15 protein-coding genes and 1 tRNA gene are annotated in these 17,672 nt (G+C 56.7%); 6 read left to right on the forward strand and 10 right to left on the reverse strand.

From position 1 onward, the window contains the following. Positions 1 to 23: 23 nt before the first annotated feature. Complete coding sequence (locus SB719_RS14125) at positions 24 to 782, reverse strand: SDR family NAD(P)-dependent oxidoreductase (RefSeq protein ID WP_293005707.1); 759 nt, start codon at positions 780 to 782, stop codon at positions 24 to 26. A gap of 115 nt (positions 783 to 897) precedes the next feature. Here SB719_RS14125 and SB719_RS14130 point away from each other — a divergent pair, with 115 nt between their 5' ends. The 3 genes from SB719_RS14130 (at position 898) to SB719_RS14140 (ending at position 4,490) form a co-directional block, all read left to right on the forward strand. After that, complete coding sequence (locus SB719_RS14130; protein ID WP_292974322.1) at positions 898 to 1,797, forward strand: LysR family transcriptional regulator; 900 nt, start codon at positions 898 to 900, stop codon at positions 1,795 to 1,797. Between the two features lie 69 nt (positions 1,798 to 1,866). After that, positions 1,867 to 2,868 carry an inner membrane protein YhjD gene (gene yhjD / locus SB719_RS14135; protein WP_065648491.1) on the forward strand — a complete coding sequence of 334 codons (1,002 nt, stop codon included), beginning with the start codon at positions 1,867 to 1,869 and terminating at the stop codon, positions 2,866 to 2,868. Between the two features lie 287 nt (positions 2,869 to 3,155). Then, positions 3,156 to 4,490 carry an MFS transporter gene (locus SB719_RS14140; RefSeq protein WP_412159316.1) on the forward strand — a complete coding sequence of 445 codons (1,335 nt, stop codon included), beginning with the start codon at positions 3,156 to 3,158 and terminating at the stop codon, positions 4,488 to 4,490. A 655-nt stretch (positions 4,491 to 5,145) separates the two neighbouring features. On the opposite strand, the gene ilvC is transcribed toward SB719_RS14140, so the two are convergent. Beyond that, positions 5,146 to 6,621 (reverse strand): ketol-acid reductoisomerase, encoded by a 1,476-nt coding sequence (ilvC, locus tag SB719_RS14145; protein ID WP_094112051.1) that lies wholly within the window; start codon positions 6,619 to 6,621, stop codon positions 5,146 to 5,148. 164 nt (positions 6,622 to 6,785) lie between these two features. Between ilvC and ilvY the strand changes: the two genes are divergently transcribed. Next, positions 6,786 to 7,667: an HTH-type transcriptional activator IlvY gene (gene ilvY, locus SB719_RS14150; RefSeq protein WP_065648488.1), complete on the forward strand. Its 882-nt coding sequence runs from the start codon at positions 6,786 to 6,788 to the stop codon at positions 7,665 to 7,667. On the opposite strand, the gene ilvA is transcribed toward ilvY, so the two are convergent. The 6 genes from ilvA to ilvL form a co-directional block, all read right to left on the reverse strand. After that, complete coding sequence (gene ilvA / locus SB719_RS14155) at positions 7,668 to 9,215, reverse strand: threonine ammonia-lyase, biosynthetic (RefSeq protein WP_292974318.1); 1,548 nt, start codon at positions 9,213 to 9,215, stop codon at positions 7,668 to 7,670. It abuts the gene before it with no gap. A 4-nt stretch (positions 9,216 to 9,219) separates the two neighbouring features. Beyond that, the gene (gene ilvD / locus SB719_RS14160) at positions 9,220 to 11,070 is read right to left on the reverse strand and encodes a dihydroxy-acid dehydratase (RefSeq protein ID WP_065648486.1); all 1,851 of its coding nucleotides are present in this window, start codon (positions 11,068 to 11,070) and stop codon (positions 9,220 to 9,222) included. Positions 11,071 to 11,131: 61 nt separating this feature from the next. Then, positions 11,132 to 12,061, reverse strand: a complete 930-nt coding sequence (locus SB719_RS14165) for a branched-chain amino acid transaminase (RefSeq protein ID WP_039381127.1) — start codon at positions 12,059 to 12,061, stop codon at positions 11,132 to 11,134. 18 nt (positions 12,062 to 12,079) lie between these two features. Continuing rightward, positions 12,080 to 12,337 carry an acetolactate synthase 2 small subunit gene (ilvM, locus tag SB719_RS14170; RefSeq protein WP_039381130.1) on the reverse strand — a complete coding sequence of 86 codons (258 nt, stop codon included), beginning with the start codon at positions 12,335 to 12,337 and terminating at the stop codon, positions 12,080 to 12,082. Next, positions 12,334 to 13,980 (reverse strand): acetolactate synthase 2 catalytic subunit, encoded by a 1,647-nt coding sequence (gene ilvG / locus SB719_RS14175; RefSeq protein WP_304236025.1) that lies wholly within the window; start codon positions 13,978 to 13,980, stop codon positions 12,334 to 12,336. Before ilvG ends, ilvM begins: the two co-directional genes overlap by 4 nt. Positions 13,981 to 14,129: 149 nt before the next feature. Then, positions 14,130 to 14,228: an ilv operon leader peptide gene (gene ilvL / locus SB719_RS14180; RefSeq protein WP_071669254.1), complete on the reverse strand. Its 99-nt coding sequence runs from the start codon at positions 14,226 to 14,228 to the stop codon at positions 14,130 to 14,132. Between the two features lie 327 nt (positions 14,229 to 14,555). On the opposite strand from ilvL, the gene SB719_RS14185 reads away from it, so the two are divergent. Then, on the forward strand, positions 14,556 to 16,076 hold the full coding sequence (locus tag SB719_RS14185; RefSeq protein WP_065648484.1) for a YifB family Mg chelatase-like AAA ATPase: 1,521 nt from the start codon (positions 14,556 to 14,558) through the stop codon (positions 16,074 to 16,076). A 28-nt stretch (positions 16,077 to 16,104) separates the two neighbouring features. On the opposite strand, the gene SB719_RS14190 is transcribed toward SB719_RS14185, so the two are convergent. Continuing rightward, positions 16,105 to 16,443 (reverse strand): DUF413 domain-containing protein, encoded by a 339-nt coding sequence (locus SB719_RS14190; RefSeq protein WP_065648483.1) that lies wholly within the window; start codon positions 16,441 to 16,443, stop codon positions 16,105 to 16,107. Positions 16,444 to 16,564: 121 nt separating this feature from the next. Here SB719_RS14190 and hdfR point away from each other — a divergent pair, with 121 nt between their 5' ends. After that, the gene (gene hdfR / locus SB719_RS14195; protein WP_065648482.1) at positions 16,565 to 17,386 is read left to right on the forward strand and encodes an HTH-type transcriptional regulator HdfR; all 822 of its coding nucleotides are present in this window, start codon (positions 16,565 to 16,567) and stop codon (positions 17,384 to 17,386) included. A gap of 126 nt (positions 17,387 to 17,512) precedes the next feature. Here the strand turns inward: hdfR and SB719_RS14200 are convergent. Further along, a tRNA-Trp gene (locus SB719_RS14200) sits at positions 17,513 to 17,588 on the reverse strand. Positions 17,589 to 17,672: the final 84 nt, after the last annotated feature.

Consider the following 17,672-nt stretch of genomic DNA (forward strand, 5'->3'; position numbering starts at 1 on the left):
GCCGCTCTTACGTCAGCAGGCGATCACAACGCCTGACCGCCCGATGCTTCAATGCGCTGGGCGGTGATCCAGCCGCTCTCCTCGCTCAGCAGCATGCAGATAGCGTCACCGATGTCGTCCGGCAGCCCGACCCGCCCCAGCGCGGTGACGGACGCAATCTGCGCGTTGAGGTCACGCGTATCGCGCACCCGTCCGCCGCCAAAGTCAGTCTCAATCGCGCCGGGTGCCAGGATATTGACGCGAATGCGCCGCGCGCCCAGCTCTTTCGCCTGATAGCGCGTCAGCACCTCCATGGCACCTTTCATCGCGGCATAGGTCCCGGAACCGGGCTGCGTGATGCGGGTCAGGCCGCTGGAGATATTCAGGATGCGACCGCCGTCGTTCAGCAGCGGCAGCAGCGTCTGGGTCAGAAAAAACGGGCCTTTCAGGTGCACATTGACCAGCGCATCAAATTCCGCCTCAGTGGTTTCAGTCAGCAGCCGATAGTGGCCATGACCTGCGTTATTTACCAGAAAATCAAACCGGTCGCGCTGCCAGAGGCGCTGTAGCGTCTGCGTGAGCTGTTGTGCAAAGGCAGCGAACTGGCGGCTGTCACCCACGTCCAGCGGCAGCGCAGCTGCCTGCACGCCCAGCGCTTCGATCTCCTCCACCACTCTCTGCGCTTCATCGGCGTGACTTCGGTAGGTAAATACAATATGTGTGCCGCGCGCGGCCAGTTTCAGGGCTGCATTCCGTCCCAGACCACGGTTTCCGCCGGTAATCAGCGCAATTTTGTGATTCATAACTCTCTCCTGCTGCAAAAGTGAACGTCTGATAAAGATATTCAAACCAAAGTGATCTATAAACGCAGATAACTGCGCAGCACTGTTTCAATAACAACAACAATCGGTGAACAACATGGATAAAATTCATGCAATGCAGGTTTTTGTACGGGTCGCGGAGATGGGCAGTTTTACCCGGGCAGCGGAAAGTCTGGGTTTACCCAAGGGCAGCGTGTCACGTCAGCTGCAGGCGCTGGAAAATCAAATGGGCACGCGCCTGCTGCACCGTACCACCCGGCGCGTGCATCTCACCCAGGACGGGCTGGTCTATTACGATCGCTGCCTCGATCTGCTGTCGATGATGGAAGATATGGACAGTCTGTTTCAGCATGACCCGGCCACGCTGAGCGGCAAACTGCGGGTCGATATGTCGGTGGCGATGGCCACCCGCTTTATTCTGCCGCGCCTGCCGGAATTTCTGCAGCACTATCCTGGTATTGAGCTTGAGCTGAGCAGCAGCGATCGCCAGGTGGATGTGATCCGTGAAGGGTTTGACTGCGTGGTGCGCGTGGGCGAGCTGAAAGATTCCGGGCTGATTGCGCGAAAAATTGGCACCTATGCCTTGATCAACTGCGCCAGTCCCGACTACCTTTCCCGCTTCGGACGCCCGATACGGCTGGAGGAGCTGTCGCAGCACGCCATGGTGCACTATACCCAGCAGCTGGGTCAGCCCGCGCCGGGATTTGAATATTTTGATGGCCGGCAGTGCCACTATGTGCAGACCGGCGGCGTGGTCACGGTAAACAGCACTGAAACCTATCGGGCCGCCTGCCTGGCCGGACTGGGCATTATTCAGGTGCCGGCAATGGGTGTTCAGCCGCTGCTGGAGTCGGGTCAGCTGGTGGAAGTGCTGCACGCCTTTCCGGCAAAACCGATGCCGATTACGCTGCTCTATCCGCACCGCCGTAACGTGGCGCGCCGCGTGCGGGTGTTTATGGAGTGGCTGAGTCAGGTGCTGCAGGAGTACGTCACCTGACGCATCCGCCGTGCCCGTTATTTAGGGTATATAATTTCAGTTTCGCAGTGAACAGGATGCCTATCGTCTATGACAGACAAAACAACGCAGGAGTCAGCCGCCGATCCAAAGCCGCTGATCGATATCCACACCGGTAACAAAACCGTGGATGGCTCAATTCGTCGCGTGTCGCGCTTCGCCACGTGGTTTCAGTCTATTCCGGCTGTGGCCCACTTTATCCGGGCGCTGGATCGCTTTAATGACCGGCTGGGCAGCCAGTTTGGCGCGGCGATCACCTATTTCTCTTTTTTATCACTGATCCCGATCCTGATGGTGTCGTTTGCCGCCGTGGGGTTCGTGCTGGCGTCCAATCAGGATTTGCTGTCAGAGCTGATTAACAAAATTGTCAGCAGCATCAGCGATCCCACGCTCGCCACCACGCTGAAGAATACCGTGAACACCGCGATCCAGCAGCGCGCTACCGTGGGGCTGACCGGTCTGCTGCTGGCGCTCTATTCCGGTATCAACTGGATGGGCAACCTGCGCGAAGCGGTCCGCGCGCAGTCGCGCGATGTCTGGGAACGAACGCCGGATGATAAAGAGGTGTTCTGGAAGAAATATCTGCGCGATCTCTTTTCACTCCTGGGGCTGATGCTGGCGCTGGTGATCACCCTTTCGCTGACCTCGATTGCCGGTGCTGCTCAGGCGGCTATCGTCAGCGCGCTGGGGCTGGATGGCATTGACTGGCTGCGTCCGGTCATGACGGTCATTGCTCTCTCAATCTCCGTGCTGGCGAACTATCTGCTCTTTCTGTGGATTTTCTGGATCCTGCCGCGTCATAAGCCGCGTAAAAGAGCGCTGCTGCGCGGTACGCTGCTGGCAGCCATCGGCTTTGAGGTGATTAAATTCGTCATGACGCTGACGCTGCCGAAGCTGGCAACCTCTCCTTCAGGCGCCGCCTTTGGTTCGGTACTTGGCCTGATGGCGTTTTTCTACTTCTTTGCCCGCCTGACGCTGTTCTGCGCCGCGTGGATCGCCACGGCGAAATATAAAGGGGACACGGAAATGCCACAGCCGCGTCAGCCCTCCTGACAGCGTGTGCAGGGCAACTGACTAAACAGTAATATCTGTTTCCTGCTGGCGAATTTCAGCGCATCCGCCAGCAGGAAACCCCGGCAGGACACTTTTATTTAGCGGTTTGGCAGCGATTCACGCCAGAAAAATGCTCCCTGTCGCTGCCATCCGCCATCAATCCGGTTAACTCAGACATTATCCTCTTTTTCGGCGAAAATCGCCGTTTTGCCACGCTTTTTGCTCATTGAATGCCGCATACCAGGTGCGTAATATTTCTGGTTTACATTTACAATTAAGAAACATTTATGCAAGCCTCCATCACAGAAACACCTGACGCACTGCACGACGATGCGCCGGTCAATTCGCGCGGTAAAGTTGTCGTTGCTTCCCTGGTCGGTACCGCTATCGAGTTCTTCGATTTCTATATTTACGCCACCGCAGCGGTTATCGTCTTTCCGCATATTTTCTTTCCGCAGGGGGATGCCACCGTTGCTACCCTGCAGTCGCTGGCAACCTTTGCCATCGCCTTTGTCGCGCGGCCAATCGGCTCAGCGGTGTTTGGTCACTTTGGCGATCGCGTCGGTCGTAAGGCGACGCTGGTCGCTTCGCTGCTGACAATGGGCGTCTCAACGGTGCTGATTGGTCTGCTGCCGGGTTATGAAACCATTGGCGTTTCTGCGCCGCTGCTGCTGGCGCTGGCACGCTTTGGCCAGGGACTGGGGCTGGGCGGTGAATGGGGAGGTGCCGCGCTGCTGGCAACGGAGAATGCGCCGGCGAAAAAGCGTGCGCTCTACGGCTCGTTCCCGCAGCTGGGCGCACCGATTGGCTTTTTCTTTGCCAACGGCACGTTCCTGCTGCTCTCCTGGCTGCTGACCGACGAGCAGTTTATGCAGTGGGGCTGGCGCGTGCCGTTTATCCTTTCGGCGGTGCTGGTGCTGATCGGCCTTTATGTGCGCGTCTCGCTGCATGAGAGTCCGGTTTTTGCCAAAGTGCAGAAGGAGCAGAAGCAGGTGCGTATGCCTATCGGCACGCTGCTGAGCAAGCATATGACGGCGACCATTCTCGGTACGTTTATCATGCTGGCTACCTATACGCTGTTCTACATCATGACCGTCTACTCAATGAGCTACGGCACCGCGCCGGCACCGGTCGGACTTGGCTACTCGCGCAACAGTTTTCTGTGGATGCTGATGGTGGCGGTAATCGGATTTGGCGTAATGGTACCGATTGCCGGTCTGCTGGCCGATCGTTTTGGCCGCCGCAGAACCATGATCACGATTACGCTGATGATTATCGCTTTTGCACTGATGTTTCCGCTGCTGCTTGGCTCCGGCTCGCAGATTCTGGTGATGGGCTTTCTGCTGCTGGGTCTGAGCATTATGGGCCTGACGTTTGGTCCGATGGGTGCGCTGCTGCCGGAGCTGTTCCCGACCGAAGTACGCTATACCGGTGCCTCTTTCTCTTATAACTTGTCGTCGATTCTCGGGGCTTCCGTCGCGCCTTATATCGCTACCTGGCTCAATGCAAATTATGGCCTGCAGGCAGTAGGTTTCTACCTTGCCGCTATGGCAGTACTGACGCTGATTGCCCTGATCGCCTGTAAAGAGACGCGGCACCAGACGCTGTATGATGCGGCGTAACGTCGCGTTCTGATGCAGCACAAAAACCCGGCCAGTCCGGGTTTTTTATTGCGTAGGCCGCGGGGGCGGGATGGTGCGGCGCTCCTGCGGGGTGTATCGCGTAGGGGCCGCATTTATGCGGCCCGTTGAGCCAGGGCGCCATTAATGGCGCCCCTACGGGTGGTGCGGCGCCTCTGCAGGATGTATCGCGTAGGGGCCGCATTTATGCGGCCCCTTAAGCCAGGGCGCCATTAATGGCGCCCCTACGGGTGGTGCGGCGCCTCTGCAGGATGTATCGCGGTAGGGGCCGCATTTATGCGGCCTGTTGTGCCCGGGCGCCATTAATGACGCCCCTACGGGTGGTGCGGCGCCTCTGCAGGATGTATCGCGGTAGGGGCCGCATTTATGCGGCCCGTTGAGCCAGGGCGCCATTAATGGCACCCCTACGGGTGGTGTGGCGCCCCTGCGGGGTGTATCGCGTAGGGGCCGCATTTATGCGGCCCGTTGAGCCAGGGCGCCATTAATGGCGCCCCTACGGGTGGTGCGGTGCCTCTGCAGGATGTATCGCGGTAGGGGCCGCATTTATGCGGCCCGTTGTGCCCGGGCGCTGTTCTGCGCAATAAAAAACCCCGGCAGGCCGGGGTTTGATGAGGCTGAAAATTGTCGGGCGGAAGATTTAACCAGCTACCGCGATACGTTTCATATCGGTCATATAGCCACGCAGTTTGCGGCCAACGGTTTCAATCGGATGCTGACGAATCGCTTCATTAACGTCACGCAGCTGCGCGTTATCAACCTGAGTACCTTCCGTCGCTTTACCCAGATCGCCTGGCTGCAGCGTGGTCATGAACTCCTCCAGCAGCGGCACGGCCGCGAATGAGAACAGGTAGTTGCCATACTCGGCGGTATCGGAGATCACCACGTTCATCTCATACAGGCGCTTACGCGCGATGGTATTGGCAATCAGCGGCAGCTCATGCAGCGACTCATAGTATGCAGACTCTTCAATGATGCCGGCATCTACCATGGTTTCAAACGCCAGCTCAACGCCCGCTTTTACCATCGCGACCATGACGACACCTTTATCGTAGTACTCCTGCTCTTCGATTTTGCCTTCAAACTGCGGCGCGTTTTCAAACGCCGTTTTGCCGGTCTCTTCGCGCCAGGTCAGCAGGTTTTTGTCGTCGTTTGCCCAGTCAGCCATCATGCCGGACGAGAATTCACCCGAGATGATGTCATCCATATGCTTCTGGAACAGCGGCGCCATAATGGTTTTCAGCTGCTCAGAAAGCGCATACGCACGGATTTTTGCCGGGTTAGAGAGACGATCCATCATCAGGGTAATGCCGCCAAACTTCAGCGATTCGGTGATGGTTTCCCAGCCGAACTGAATCAGTTTTTCGGTGTAGGCGACATCGTGCCCTTCAGCCACCAGCTTGTCGAAGCAGAGCAGCGAACCCGCCTGCAGCATGCCGCACAGAATAGTCTGCTCACCCATCAGGTCCGATTTTACTTCCGCCACAAAGGAGGATTCCAGCACGCCTGCACGGTCACCGCCGGTAGCCGCTGCCCAGGCTTTCGCGATGGCCATACCTTCGCCTTTCGGATCGTTTTCCGGATGCACAGCGATAAGCGTCGGAACGCCAAAGCCACGCTTATACTCTTCGCGTACTTCAGTACCCGGGCACTTCGGTGCCACCATCACCACGGTGATATCTTTGCGAATGGTTTCGCCTACTTCAACAATATTAAAGCCGTGCGAGTAGCCCAGCGCAGCGCCATCTTTCATCAGGGGCTGAACCGCTTTCACAACAGAGGAGTGCTGTTTGTCTGGTGTCAGGTTAACCACCAGATCTGCCTGCGGGATCAGCTCTTCATAGGTGCCCACTTTAAAGCCGTTTTCTGTTGCTTTGCGGAACGAGGCGCGCTTTTCCGCAATCGCTTCTGCACGCAGCGCATAAGCCACGTCCAGTCCGGAGTCACGCATATTCAGACCCTGGTTCAGGCCCTGTGCGCCACAACCCACTATCACTACTTTTTTACCTTTCAGGAAGCTGGCGCCATCGGCGAACTCATCGCGCGCCATAAAGCGACATTTGCCCAGCTGCGCTAACTGATTGCGCAGGTTTAATGTGTTGAAGTAGTTAGCCATGGGGTACTCCGCATCAATGTTGTGTTTGCATTATTGTCTGGTAACGGCGCCTGCTTCAGCGCCGCGAATGACCCCATCATATGACAGGAAATCCATTGCTTAAATTGATATATTAACAACGTTACATTGCAATTTTTGCAATACAGAATGTCAGGAGATCCCGGATGGATTTACGCGATTTAAAACTCTTTCTGCATCTGGCGGAAAGCTGCCATTTTGGCCGGACGGCACGCGCCATGCACGTCAGCCCCTCTACGCTGTCGCGCCAGATCCAGCGGCTGGAAGAGGATGTCGGTCATGCGTTGTTTCTGCGGGATAACCGCACCGTGACGCTGACGGAAGCGGGTGAACGTCTGCGCCAGTTTGCCCAGCAGACGCTGCTGCAGTATCAGCAGCTGCGTCACGTCATGGATCTCAACGGCCCCTCACTAAGCGGTGAGCTGCGTCTGTTCTGCTCGGTGACCGCCGCGTACAGCCATCTGCCGCCGATTCTCGATCGCTTTCGTGCTGAACATCCGCAGGTGGAGATCAAGCTTACGACCGGCGACGCAGCAGACGCCATTGAGATGGTGCAGTCGGGTGAGGCCGATCTGGCCATCGCCGGCCGGCCGGAATCGCTGCCCGCCAGCATCGGCTTTACGCCGCTGGGACTGATCCCGCTGGTGCTGATTGCGCCGGCGCTGCCCTGCCCTGTACGCAGTCAGGCCACGCAGACGCAGCCCGACTGGTCGCAGATTCCGTTTATTATCCCGGATCAGGGGCCGGCGCGGCGCGGTATCGATCTCTGGTTCCGGCGCTATCGTCTCGCTAATCCGCAAATCTACGCCACGGTGGCGGGTCATGAGGCGATTATCTCGATGGTGGCGCTGGGCTGCGGAATTGCGCTGGTGCCGGATGTGGTGCTGGAGAACAGCCCTGAGCCGGTGCGAAACCGGGTGATGACGCTGGAGGGCGTGGAGTCAGTAGCGCCGCTGAAGCTGGGCGTTTGCGTACAAAAAAAGCGGCTCGGGGAGCCGCTGATTCACGCGTTCTGGCACCTGCTCTGATTACTGCCCGGCGAGGAAGAAACGAAAAGCCGGGTTATTCGCCTCATCGTGCCACTCGTAACCCAGTGCCGTAAGGTGGGTTTCGAAATCGGGTTCTTTGTCATTCACTTCAAAGGCCGCCAGCACGCGACCAAAATCGGTGCCGTGACTGCGGTAGTGAAACAGTGAGATATTCCAGTGCGCACCCAGCGTCTGCAGAAACTTCAGCAGTGCGCCCGGCGCTTCCGGGAACTCAAAGCTGAAAAGCCGCTCGCGCAGCGGTTTTGACGGACGCCCGCCAACCATATAACGCACGTGCAGTTTGGCCATCTCATCATCAGAGAGATCCACCACCTGGTAGCCCCCTTCCGTAAGCTGGCTGATGATCTCGCTGCGCTCCTCAAGACCGCGCGTCAGGCGCACGCCGACAAAGATGCAGGCGCTGTCCGCATCCGCATAACGGTAGTTGAACTCCGTAACCGATCGGCCGCCCAGCGTCTGGCAGAATGTCAGAAAGCTGCCCTGCTGTTCAGGAATGGTCACCGCCAGCAGCGCTTCCCGCTGCTCTCCCAGCTCGCAGCGTTCAGAGACATAGCGCAGACCGTGGAAGTTGACGTTAGCGCCCGACAGCACGTGTGCCAGACGCTCACCTTTGATGTCGTGCTGCTGGATATACTTTTTCATGCCCGCCAGCGCCAGCGCACCTGAGGGTTCCGCCACTGCGCGCACATCTTCAAACAGATCTTTCATTGCTGCACAGATGGCATCGCTGTCGACGGTGATGATGTCGTCGAGATACGCCTGGCAGAGCCGGAAGGTTTCGCTGCCGATGCGTTTCACCGCCACGCCCTCGGCAAACAGCCCGACGCGCGGCAGATCCACCGGCTCACCTGCCGTCAGCGCAGCTTTCAGGCAGGCAGAATCCTCAGACTCAACCGCAATGACTTTGATCTGCGGCATCAGCTGCTTGATCAGTACCGCGACTCCGGCTGCCAGCCCGCCTCCGCCAACCGGGACAAAGACGCGGTCGAGATGCGCATCCTGCTGCAGCAGCTCCATCGCCAGCGTGCCCTGTCCGGCAATCACCGCCGGGTGATCAAACGGCGGCACAAAGGTGTAACCCTGCTGCTCCGCCAGCTCAATCGCCTTCGCTTTGGCTTCATCAAAACTGGCACCAAACAGATACGCTTCGCCACCGAACGCCCGTACTGCATCGACTTTGATGTCAGCCGTCGTGACCGGCATGACAATCAGCGATTTAAGTCCCAGCGTGCTGGCTGAGAGCGCAACCCCCTGCGCATGGTTACCGGCAGAGGCAGTCACCACGCCGCGCGCTTTCTGCTCTTCGTTTAATCCGGCGATCATCGCATAGGCACCGCGCAGCTTGAAGCTGTGCACTGGCTGCCGATCTTCACGCTTCACCAGAATAGTATTGCCCAGCCTTGATGAGAGCTTCTCCATCTTCTGCAGGGGCGTCACCTGCGCAATTTCATAAACCGGCGCACGCAGAATGGCGCGCAGGTACTCCGCGCCGTCGGGCGACGCGGAAAGGGGTTGAGACTCAGCCATACCCTCAGCCTCCCAGCTTCGACTTGTCGCGTACCGCGCCTTTATCTGCGCTGGTCGCCAGTGAGGCGTAAGCACGCAGCGCAAAAGAGACCTGACGTTCGCGGTTGTGCGGCGTCCACGCAGCTTCCCCGCGCGCAGCTTCTTCTTCACGGCGGGCGTGCAGCTCGTTATCCGGTACCGCTAATTTAATGCCGCGATTCGGGATATCGATCTCAATCAGGTCACCATCTTTCACCAGCGCAATGGTGCCGCCGCTCGCCGCTTCCGGCGAGGCATGGCCGATTGAGAGGCCGGATGTGCCGCCAGAGAAGCGCCCGTCGGTGATCAGCGCGCAGCTTTTGCCGAGGCCCATCGATTTCAGGTAGGTGGTGGGATAGAGCATCTCCTGCATACCCGGACCGCCTTTTGGCCCTTCATAGCGAATGACGACGACATCGCCTGCCACCACTTTACCGCCCAGGATCGCTTCAACGGCATCATCCTGGCTTTCGTAGACTTTCGCCGGCCCTTTAAAGGTCAGGATCTCTTTATCGACGCCCGCCGTTTTAACAATGCAGCCATCTTCTGCCAGGTTGCCGTACAGCACCGCCAGGCCGCCATCCTGTGAGTAGGCGTGTTCGCGCGTACGGATACAGCCCTCAGCACGATCGTCATCCAGCGTGTCCCAGCGACAGCTTTGCGAGAACGCCTGCGTGGTGCGGATGCCCGCCGGGCCGGCGCGGAACATATCTTTTACGGCCTGGTCCTGCGTCAGCATGATGTCGTACTGATCCAGCGTCTCACGCATTGTCTGCTGCAGAATATTGCGCGCGCTGGTGTCGATCAGGCCAGCCCGATCCAGTTCGCCAAGAATACCGATTACGCCGCCGGCGCGGTGCACATCTTCCATATGGTATTTCGGGGTGCTGGGCGCCACTTTACACAGCTGCGGAACTTTACGTGACAGGCGGTCAATATCGGAGATATTGAAGTCGATCTCGCCCTCCTGCGCCGCTGCCAGCAGATGCAGTACGGTATTGGTGGAGCCGCCCATGGCAATATCCAGCGTCATGGCGTTCTCAAACGCTGCTTTAGTCGCGATATTACGCGGCAGCATGTTAACGTCATCCTGCTCGTAGTAGCGTTTGGTCAGGCTCACAATGCGTTTACCCGCATTGATGAACAGCGCTTTACGATCGGCGTGTGTGGCCAGCAGCGAGCCGTTGCCCGGCTGCGACAGGCCCAGCGCCTCAGTCAGACAGTTCATGGAGTTAGCGGTGAACATTCCGGAACAGGAGCCGCAGGTTGGGCAGGCTGAGCGCTCAATCTGTTCACTGTCGGCATCGCTGACGTTCGGGTTCGCCCCCTGAATCATGGCATCCACCAGGTCCAGCTTGATGATCTGGTCGGAGAGTTTGGTTTTGCCTGCTTCCATCGGGCCGCCGGAGACAAAGATCACCGGAATGTTGAGGCGCAGTGCCGCCATCAGCATGCCCGGAGTGATTTTGTCGCAGTTGGAGATACAGACCATCGCATCCGCGCAGTGGGCGTTGACCATATACTCTACGGAGTCGGCGATCAGCTCACGTGACGGAAGTGAATACAGCATGCCGCCATGCCCCATGGCGATACCATCATCTACCGCAATGGTGTTGAACTCTTTTGCCACGCCGCCCGCTGCTTCAATCTGCTCTGCAACCAGCTTGCCGAGGTCGCGCAGGTGCACGTGCCCCGGTACAAACTGTGTGAATGAGTTCACTACCGCAATAATCGGCTTGCCGAAATCATCATCGGTCATTCCGGTGGCGCGCCACAGGGCACGGGCACCCGCCATATTACGGCCGTGGGTGGTGGTGGCTGAACGGTACTTAGGCATGCTCTATTTACTCCAGTCTGAAAAATGACGCGGGTGCTGCTGCCCCCGCGTTGCTGTCTTGTTACGGATTAACCTGATCCAGCCAGCCATACTTATCTTCGGTTTCGCCGGTAAACAGGCCAAAGAACGCTTTCTGAATTCGGGTGGTCACCGGACCACGCTTGCCTTCACCGACCTGAATGCCGTCAACGCTGCGCACCGGGGTGATTTCCGCAGCGGTACCTGACATGAAGATCTCATCGGCCAGATAGAGCGACTCGCGTGACAGCACCTGTTCGCGCACTTCGATACCGAGATCGTGTGCCAGTTTGATGATTGCATCGCGGGTGATGCCCGGCAGAGCGGAAGAGGTAAACGGCGGCGTAAACAGAATGCCATCTTTAACTTCAAACAGGTTTTCGCCCGCGCCTTCGGAGATGTAGCCCTGCGTATCCAGCGCGATCCCTTCCTGATAGCCGTGGCGGCGCGCTTCGCTGCCCACCAGCAGAGAGGAGAGATAGTTACCGCCTGCTTTGGCCGCAGTAGGCAGCGTATTAGGGGCCACGCGATTCCACGAGGAGACCATGGCATTGATACCCTGCTCCAGCGCTTCCGGACCGAGGTAGGCTCCCCACGGGAAAGCCGCAATGATAACGTCAGTGGTAAAACCGTCCGGCGGGTTAACGCCCAGGCCCACATCGCCGACAAACGCCAGCGGACGGATATAGGCGCTCTTCAGATTGTTAACGCGGATCACTTCGCGGCAGGCTTCCATCAGCTCATCGACGCTGGCCTTGATCGGAAAACGATAAATTTTCGCGGAGTCGTGCAGACGCTGCATATGTTCACGGTGACGGAACACTACCGGGCCTTTGTGCGAGTCGTAGCAGCGTACGCCTTCAAACACCGAAGTACCGTAATGCAGTGCATGAGACATAACGCTGACTTTTGCGTCTTCCCACTTAACCATTTCTCCGTTGAACCAAATAAAGTCTGCTTTCTTCGTACTCATCGTTATGTCCTTTGGCGACTAAGCGCGGATTTGTTGTGTTGTCTGCTGCTGGATCTCGACACAGGCGACATCCAAAAGTTTGCGTAACTGAGAAGACAGTAAATCGACTGAGCGCTGGCTGGCAACGGTCATTTCGATATTAATATTGTCTGCATTGCTGGCGGAGCCCATATTCATTGCGCAGACCTGAAAGCCACGGTGGCGAACAACGCGCAAAATGCGCTCCAGCACTTCCGGGCGAAAACGGGCTTCAATTGATAACTGATGCTGATTCATACGGTTTTCTCCATCATGTTTGCGTTGCTGGCACCCGGCGGGACCAGTGGCCAGACGTTTTCATGCTCATCAATCGAAACATGCAGGAAATAAGGTCCTTCGCTGTTCAGCAGAGCATCAATCGCGGCGTCAACTTCATCTTTACGGCTGATACGCTGGCCTGGAATATCAAATGCGCGGGCCAGCATCAGAAAATCGGGGTTATCAGTCAGGATGGTCTCGCTATAGCGTCCATCGAAAAACAGCTGCTGCCACTGGCGCACCATCCCCAGCCGCTGGTTATCCAGCAGCAGAATTTTTACCGGCAGCTGTTTGCGTTTAATGGTACCCAGCTCCTGAATGTTCATCATGATGGAACCGTCACCGGAAACGCAGATCACCGTGTCATCAGGACGGGCGATCTGCGCACCCACGGCCGCTGGCAGGCCAAACCCCATGGTGCCAAGACCGCTGGAGGTGATGAAATTTTCCGGCGCGCTGAACGCCATATGCTGCGCCGTCCACATCTGATGCTGACCCACATCGGTGGTCACGATGGTACTGTCCGGCTTGCGATCGGAAACCTGCTTCAACAGCAACGGCGCATAAATCGCGTCGCCAGGGTGATCGTAGCGCCAGCTAAATTCAGCTTTCATCGCACGGACTTCATTACGCCATGCATCAATCTGCAGTGGCATGCTCAGCGCGGGCAATATCTGCCGGAGATCGCCCGGCAGCGAAACGTGGGCACGGCGCAGTTTGTTCAGCTCCGCCGGATCGATATCGATATGAATGACGCTGGCATGCGGCGCAAAGGTATCCAGCTTGCCGGTCACGCGGTCATCAAAGCGGGCACCTACTGCAATCAGTAAATCGCACGACTGAACGGCAAGGTTAGCCGCTTTAGTGCCGTGCATGCCGAGCATACCGAGATAGAGCTCGCTGCTGCTCTCTGCGCAGCCGAGTCCTTTCAGGGTCGAGACCACCGGGATCCCGCTTTCTGCAGCCAGGGCACGCAGCGCCGGAACCGCCTGCGCCATGCCCACGCCGCCCCCAACGTACAACACGGGTTTTGCTGCACGTGCCATTAAGGCGCGAGCGTCATCAATGTGTTGCGGTGAATGGGAAAGCGTCTCCTCAACCGGCAGCAGATGGGGCGTCAGTTCCGCGCTGGCAATCTGGATATCTTTTGGAATATCAACCAGCACCGGCCCCGGACGTCCCGACTGCGCGATAGCAAAGGCTTCGGCCATTACTGAAGGCAGATCGTCAAGCGACTCCACCAGAAAGCTGTGTTTGGTGCAGGCCAGCGACAGCCCGAGGACGTCAATCTCCTGAAAAGCGTCGGTGCCCATGACAGCGGATGAGACTTGTCCGGTAATGGCTACTACGGGCACAGAATCCATCATCGCATCCGCCAGGCCGGTGATCAGGTTAGTGGCGCCCGGACCGGAGGTTGCGATGCAGACGCCGGTTTTACCCGTGGCTCGGGCATAGCCGATAGCGGCTATCACCGCACCCTGCTCATGACGGCACAACAGATGTTCTACGCCGCCATCATATAGCGCATCGTACACGGGCATGATAGCGCCGCCAGGATAACCGAACACGGTATCAACGCCCTGCGCGCGTAATGCCTGAACTACCCATTGTGCACCTGTCATGGTTATTCTCCTGTAATCCTGTGAGAACAACAGAATTTTATGCTACTGCTCATAATCTGCTCCTCGCTAATCAGCTGATAGTTTGTCTGGTCAAAAAAAAACCCCCGGACCTTTCGGTGCGGGGGTTTTTGAGATTTCAGACTTGATTTTTAAGCCTTTCTTTCTCCAGACGCAGCCCCGCACGGTGGGTTAATAATCACCACCACGCTAATCACGACTAGGCTAATCACGGATAGAAGGGCTTTCATACGTTGTCTTTTATTCGCTTGTTCGAAGTAATGCCTACAGAGTTATCATAGTTAGCAGGTCATTTACAATAATTTTCATCAGCCAATTTTCCGTGGTCGGGATGTAATTATCGTTATCACCTTGTAAAAACTAGGTTATTCAGATTTGTGATAAATATTCATTACGCCCGGCACGTAACTGCACGCCGTTTAGCGGAAGCGAGCGCTCATTGTTAGTGAAACCAGTGGAAAAACGCAGGAAAATGCGGAATAAAGCAGGCAAAACGGTATACCAGGCATCGCAGATAGCGTGCTAACGGGCAAAGATAGAGGCAACAAGGAGGAGTGATGTCTTTATCTAAAGTTCTGACCCGTGCGGCACTGGGTATTGAAGCGCCGCTGGTCACTGTTGAGGTCCATATCAGTAACGGATTGCCCGCGCTGACGCTGGTCGGCCTGCCTGAAACCACGGTTAAGGAGGCACGCGAACGGGTACGCAGCGCCATCATTAATAGTGGGTTCAGCTTTCCGGCTAAACGTATCACTATTAATCTTGCACCTGCCGACCTGCCCAAAGAGGGAGGCCGCTACGATCTGCCGATTGCTATCGCGCTTCTCGCAGCCTCAGAGCAGCTGCCAGGAGATAAACTTGCGCGCTATGAGTTCCTGGGTGAGCTTGCCCTTAACGGCGCGCTCTGTGGCGTGCAGGCCGCGATTCCGGCCGCGATGGCAGCGCTCAGGGCCGGCCGTCAGATGATTGTTGCCGAGCAAAATCAACAGGATGTGGGGTTAATTCAGCAGGGGGAAACGCTGACCGGCGTGCACCTGAGTGAAATATGCGCTTTTCTGCATAATCAGACCATGCTCAGGGTGGCACAGGCCGCTACTGAAGACGCCACGGAGCCTCTGCAGGATCTGCGTGACGTTATTGGTCAGCAGCAGGGACGGCGTGCGCTGGAGATTGCCGCCGCAGGCGGACATAATCTCCTGCTGCTCGGACCGCCCGGTACAGGTAAAACAATGCTGGCGACGCGTCTGCCGGGCATTATGCCACCGCTGGACGACAGTGAAGCGCTGGAGTGTGCGGCCATTGCCAGCCTGGTCACTACGGGCGGGCAGCGCGCTCAGTGGCGTAAGCGCCCTTTCAGGGCGCCTCATCACAGCGCCTCTCTCTACGCGCTGGTTGGCGGAGGCTCAATACCCCGTCCGGGTGAAATCTCCCTGGCGCACAATGGCGTACTGTTTCTGGATGAGTTACCGGAATTTGATCGTCGTGTTCTTGATGCGCTGCGCGAACCTATCGAGTCAGGTGAAATTGCCCTCTCCCGTACGCGGGCTAAAGTAACCTATCCTGCCCGCTTCCAGCTGATTGGCGCAATGAACCCCAGCCCCACCGGGCATTATCAGGGCAATCACAACCGCTGTTCGCCACAGCAGGTACTGCGTTATCTCAGCCGGTTGTCAGGGCCTTTTCTGGATCGCTTTGATTTGTCGCTTGAGATCCCGCTGCTGCCGGGCGGAACGCTGAGTCAGCAGACTGTTACCGGTGAGAGCACTGCACAGGTCAGGGAACGGGTACTGGCGGCCAGAGCACGTCAGCAGGCCCGCGCCGGCAAGATTAATGCCCATCTTACTAATGCCGAGATTACGCGAGACTGTGTGTTGAACCAGGCTGATGCAGAGTGGCTGGAAGAAATACTGAATACGCTGGGATTGTCGGTACGTGCGTGGCAGCGCATCCTGAAAGTGGCCAGAACCATCACCGATCTTGCCGGAGAAACCCAGATATTACGGTCGCATCTGCAGGAAGCGGTAAGCTATCGCAGCATCGATCGTCTGATGATTTATCTGCATAAAACGCTGGAATAAAAACGGGGCCATTCAGAGCCCCGTTTTATCAGTCATCACTGTCGCTGAAATCTTCAACCGTATCCATCTGCGGCTTGCCACCTGAGAGGGTGTGAAAGCGTTTGGGACGCTTGATGCGGGCGGTATACTTAGACCAGACGCGCTCTGCTTCGGTCAGCGGCTCACGTTGTCCGCGGCACACTTCAAGGAATGAGCGCTCTTCCTCTGTTACGGGTTCGCGTTTTGCCAGATCAAGCTCATTAAAGGCATATCCATGGCGTTCCAGAAGCTGGGCCTCTTTAATGGTGAAATCACCATGACGTGAAAATCCACGTGGATAATGTTTGTTATCGAAGAAACGATTTGTTGTTGCGAAGCTTTCCGCCATTTTACACGCTCCTGATTCTCATATGGCCGTGCTATTTATGGCGCGGAGTATTAGATAGGCTTGACAGAGTGTAAAACAAAACATTTAAATCAGTACGACAAACAAATTTTGGGAGAATAGTGTGGATACGGAATTACTGAAAACTTTTCTGGAGGTGAGCAGAACGCGTCATTTTGGACGCGCTGCGGAGGCGCTGTACCTTACGCAATCTGCTGTCAGTTTTCGCATCCGTCAATTGGAAAACCAGCTGGGCGTGAATCTTTTTACCCGCCATCGTAATAATATCCGCCTGACTTCAGCAGGTGAACGACTATTACCTTATGCGGAAAGCCTGATGAGTACCTGGCTGATGGCAAAAAAAGAGGTTTCGCATACGCAGCAGCACCATGAGCTCTCTATCGGGGCCAGTGCTTCCCTGTGGGAGGCTTATCTTACGCCATGGCTCCAGACGCTCTATGAGAACCGTGAGAGCCTGCATATGGAAGCCCGTATTGCCCAGCGTCATTTGCTGGTTAAACAGCTGCACGAGCGGCAGCTTGATCTGTTAATCACGACAGAAGCACCAAAAATGGATGAGCTGACCAGCCAGCAAATTGGTCATATATCGCTTGCTCTGTTCCGGGCGCGTAAAACAGAAAAGCGCGAGAAATATGATTATATCAAACTGGAATGGGGGGCAGATTTTCATCAGCATGAAAGCTATTTGTCCAGCGATGACGTTCCGGTATTAACAACAACATCAGCACATCTCACACGAGAACTGTTACATACGACCGGGGCCTGTGCTTTTTTACCCGATTCCTGGCAGGCAATATATGACGATATTGTACTGATCCCTGACACACCGGTAGCGGTGCGCCCGCTGTATGCCGTCTGGCTGCAGAACAGCGATCAGCAAACGCATATTCGTCAGCTGCTTAAATTTCCGGTTCTGGCGCATTGAGATAAAAGACAGAGAAGGGTCTGAAGCGATTAAAGCAGGCGCAGACTCTTTATTTTTTGCATGGATGCAGAGGGAGCCTGAATTTCAGGCAAAAAAAATCCTTTGCCGAAGCAAAGGATTGTTTTCTGGCAGGGGCGGAGGGACTCGAACCCCCAACACCCGGTTTTGGAGACCGGTGCTCTACCAATTGAACTACGCCCCTAAATAGGGTGGCGGAACGGACGGGGCTCGAACCCGCGACCCCCTGCGTGACAGGCAGGTATTCTAACCAACTGAACTACCGCTC

Origin of the sequence: Pantoea sp. SIMBA_079 (assembly GCF_046940275.1) — a bacterium.
Lineage (GTDB): Bacteria > Pseudomonadota > Gammaproteobacteria > Enterobacterales > Enterobacteriaceae > Pantoea > Pantoea borealis.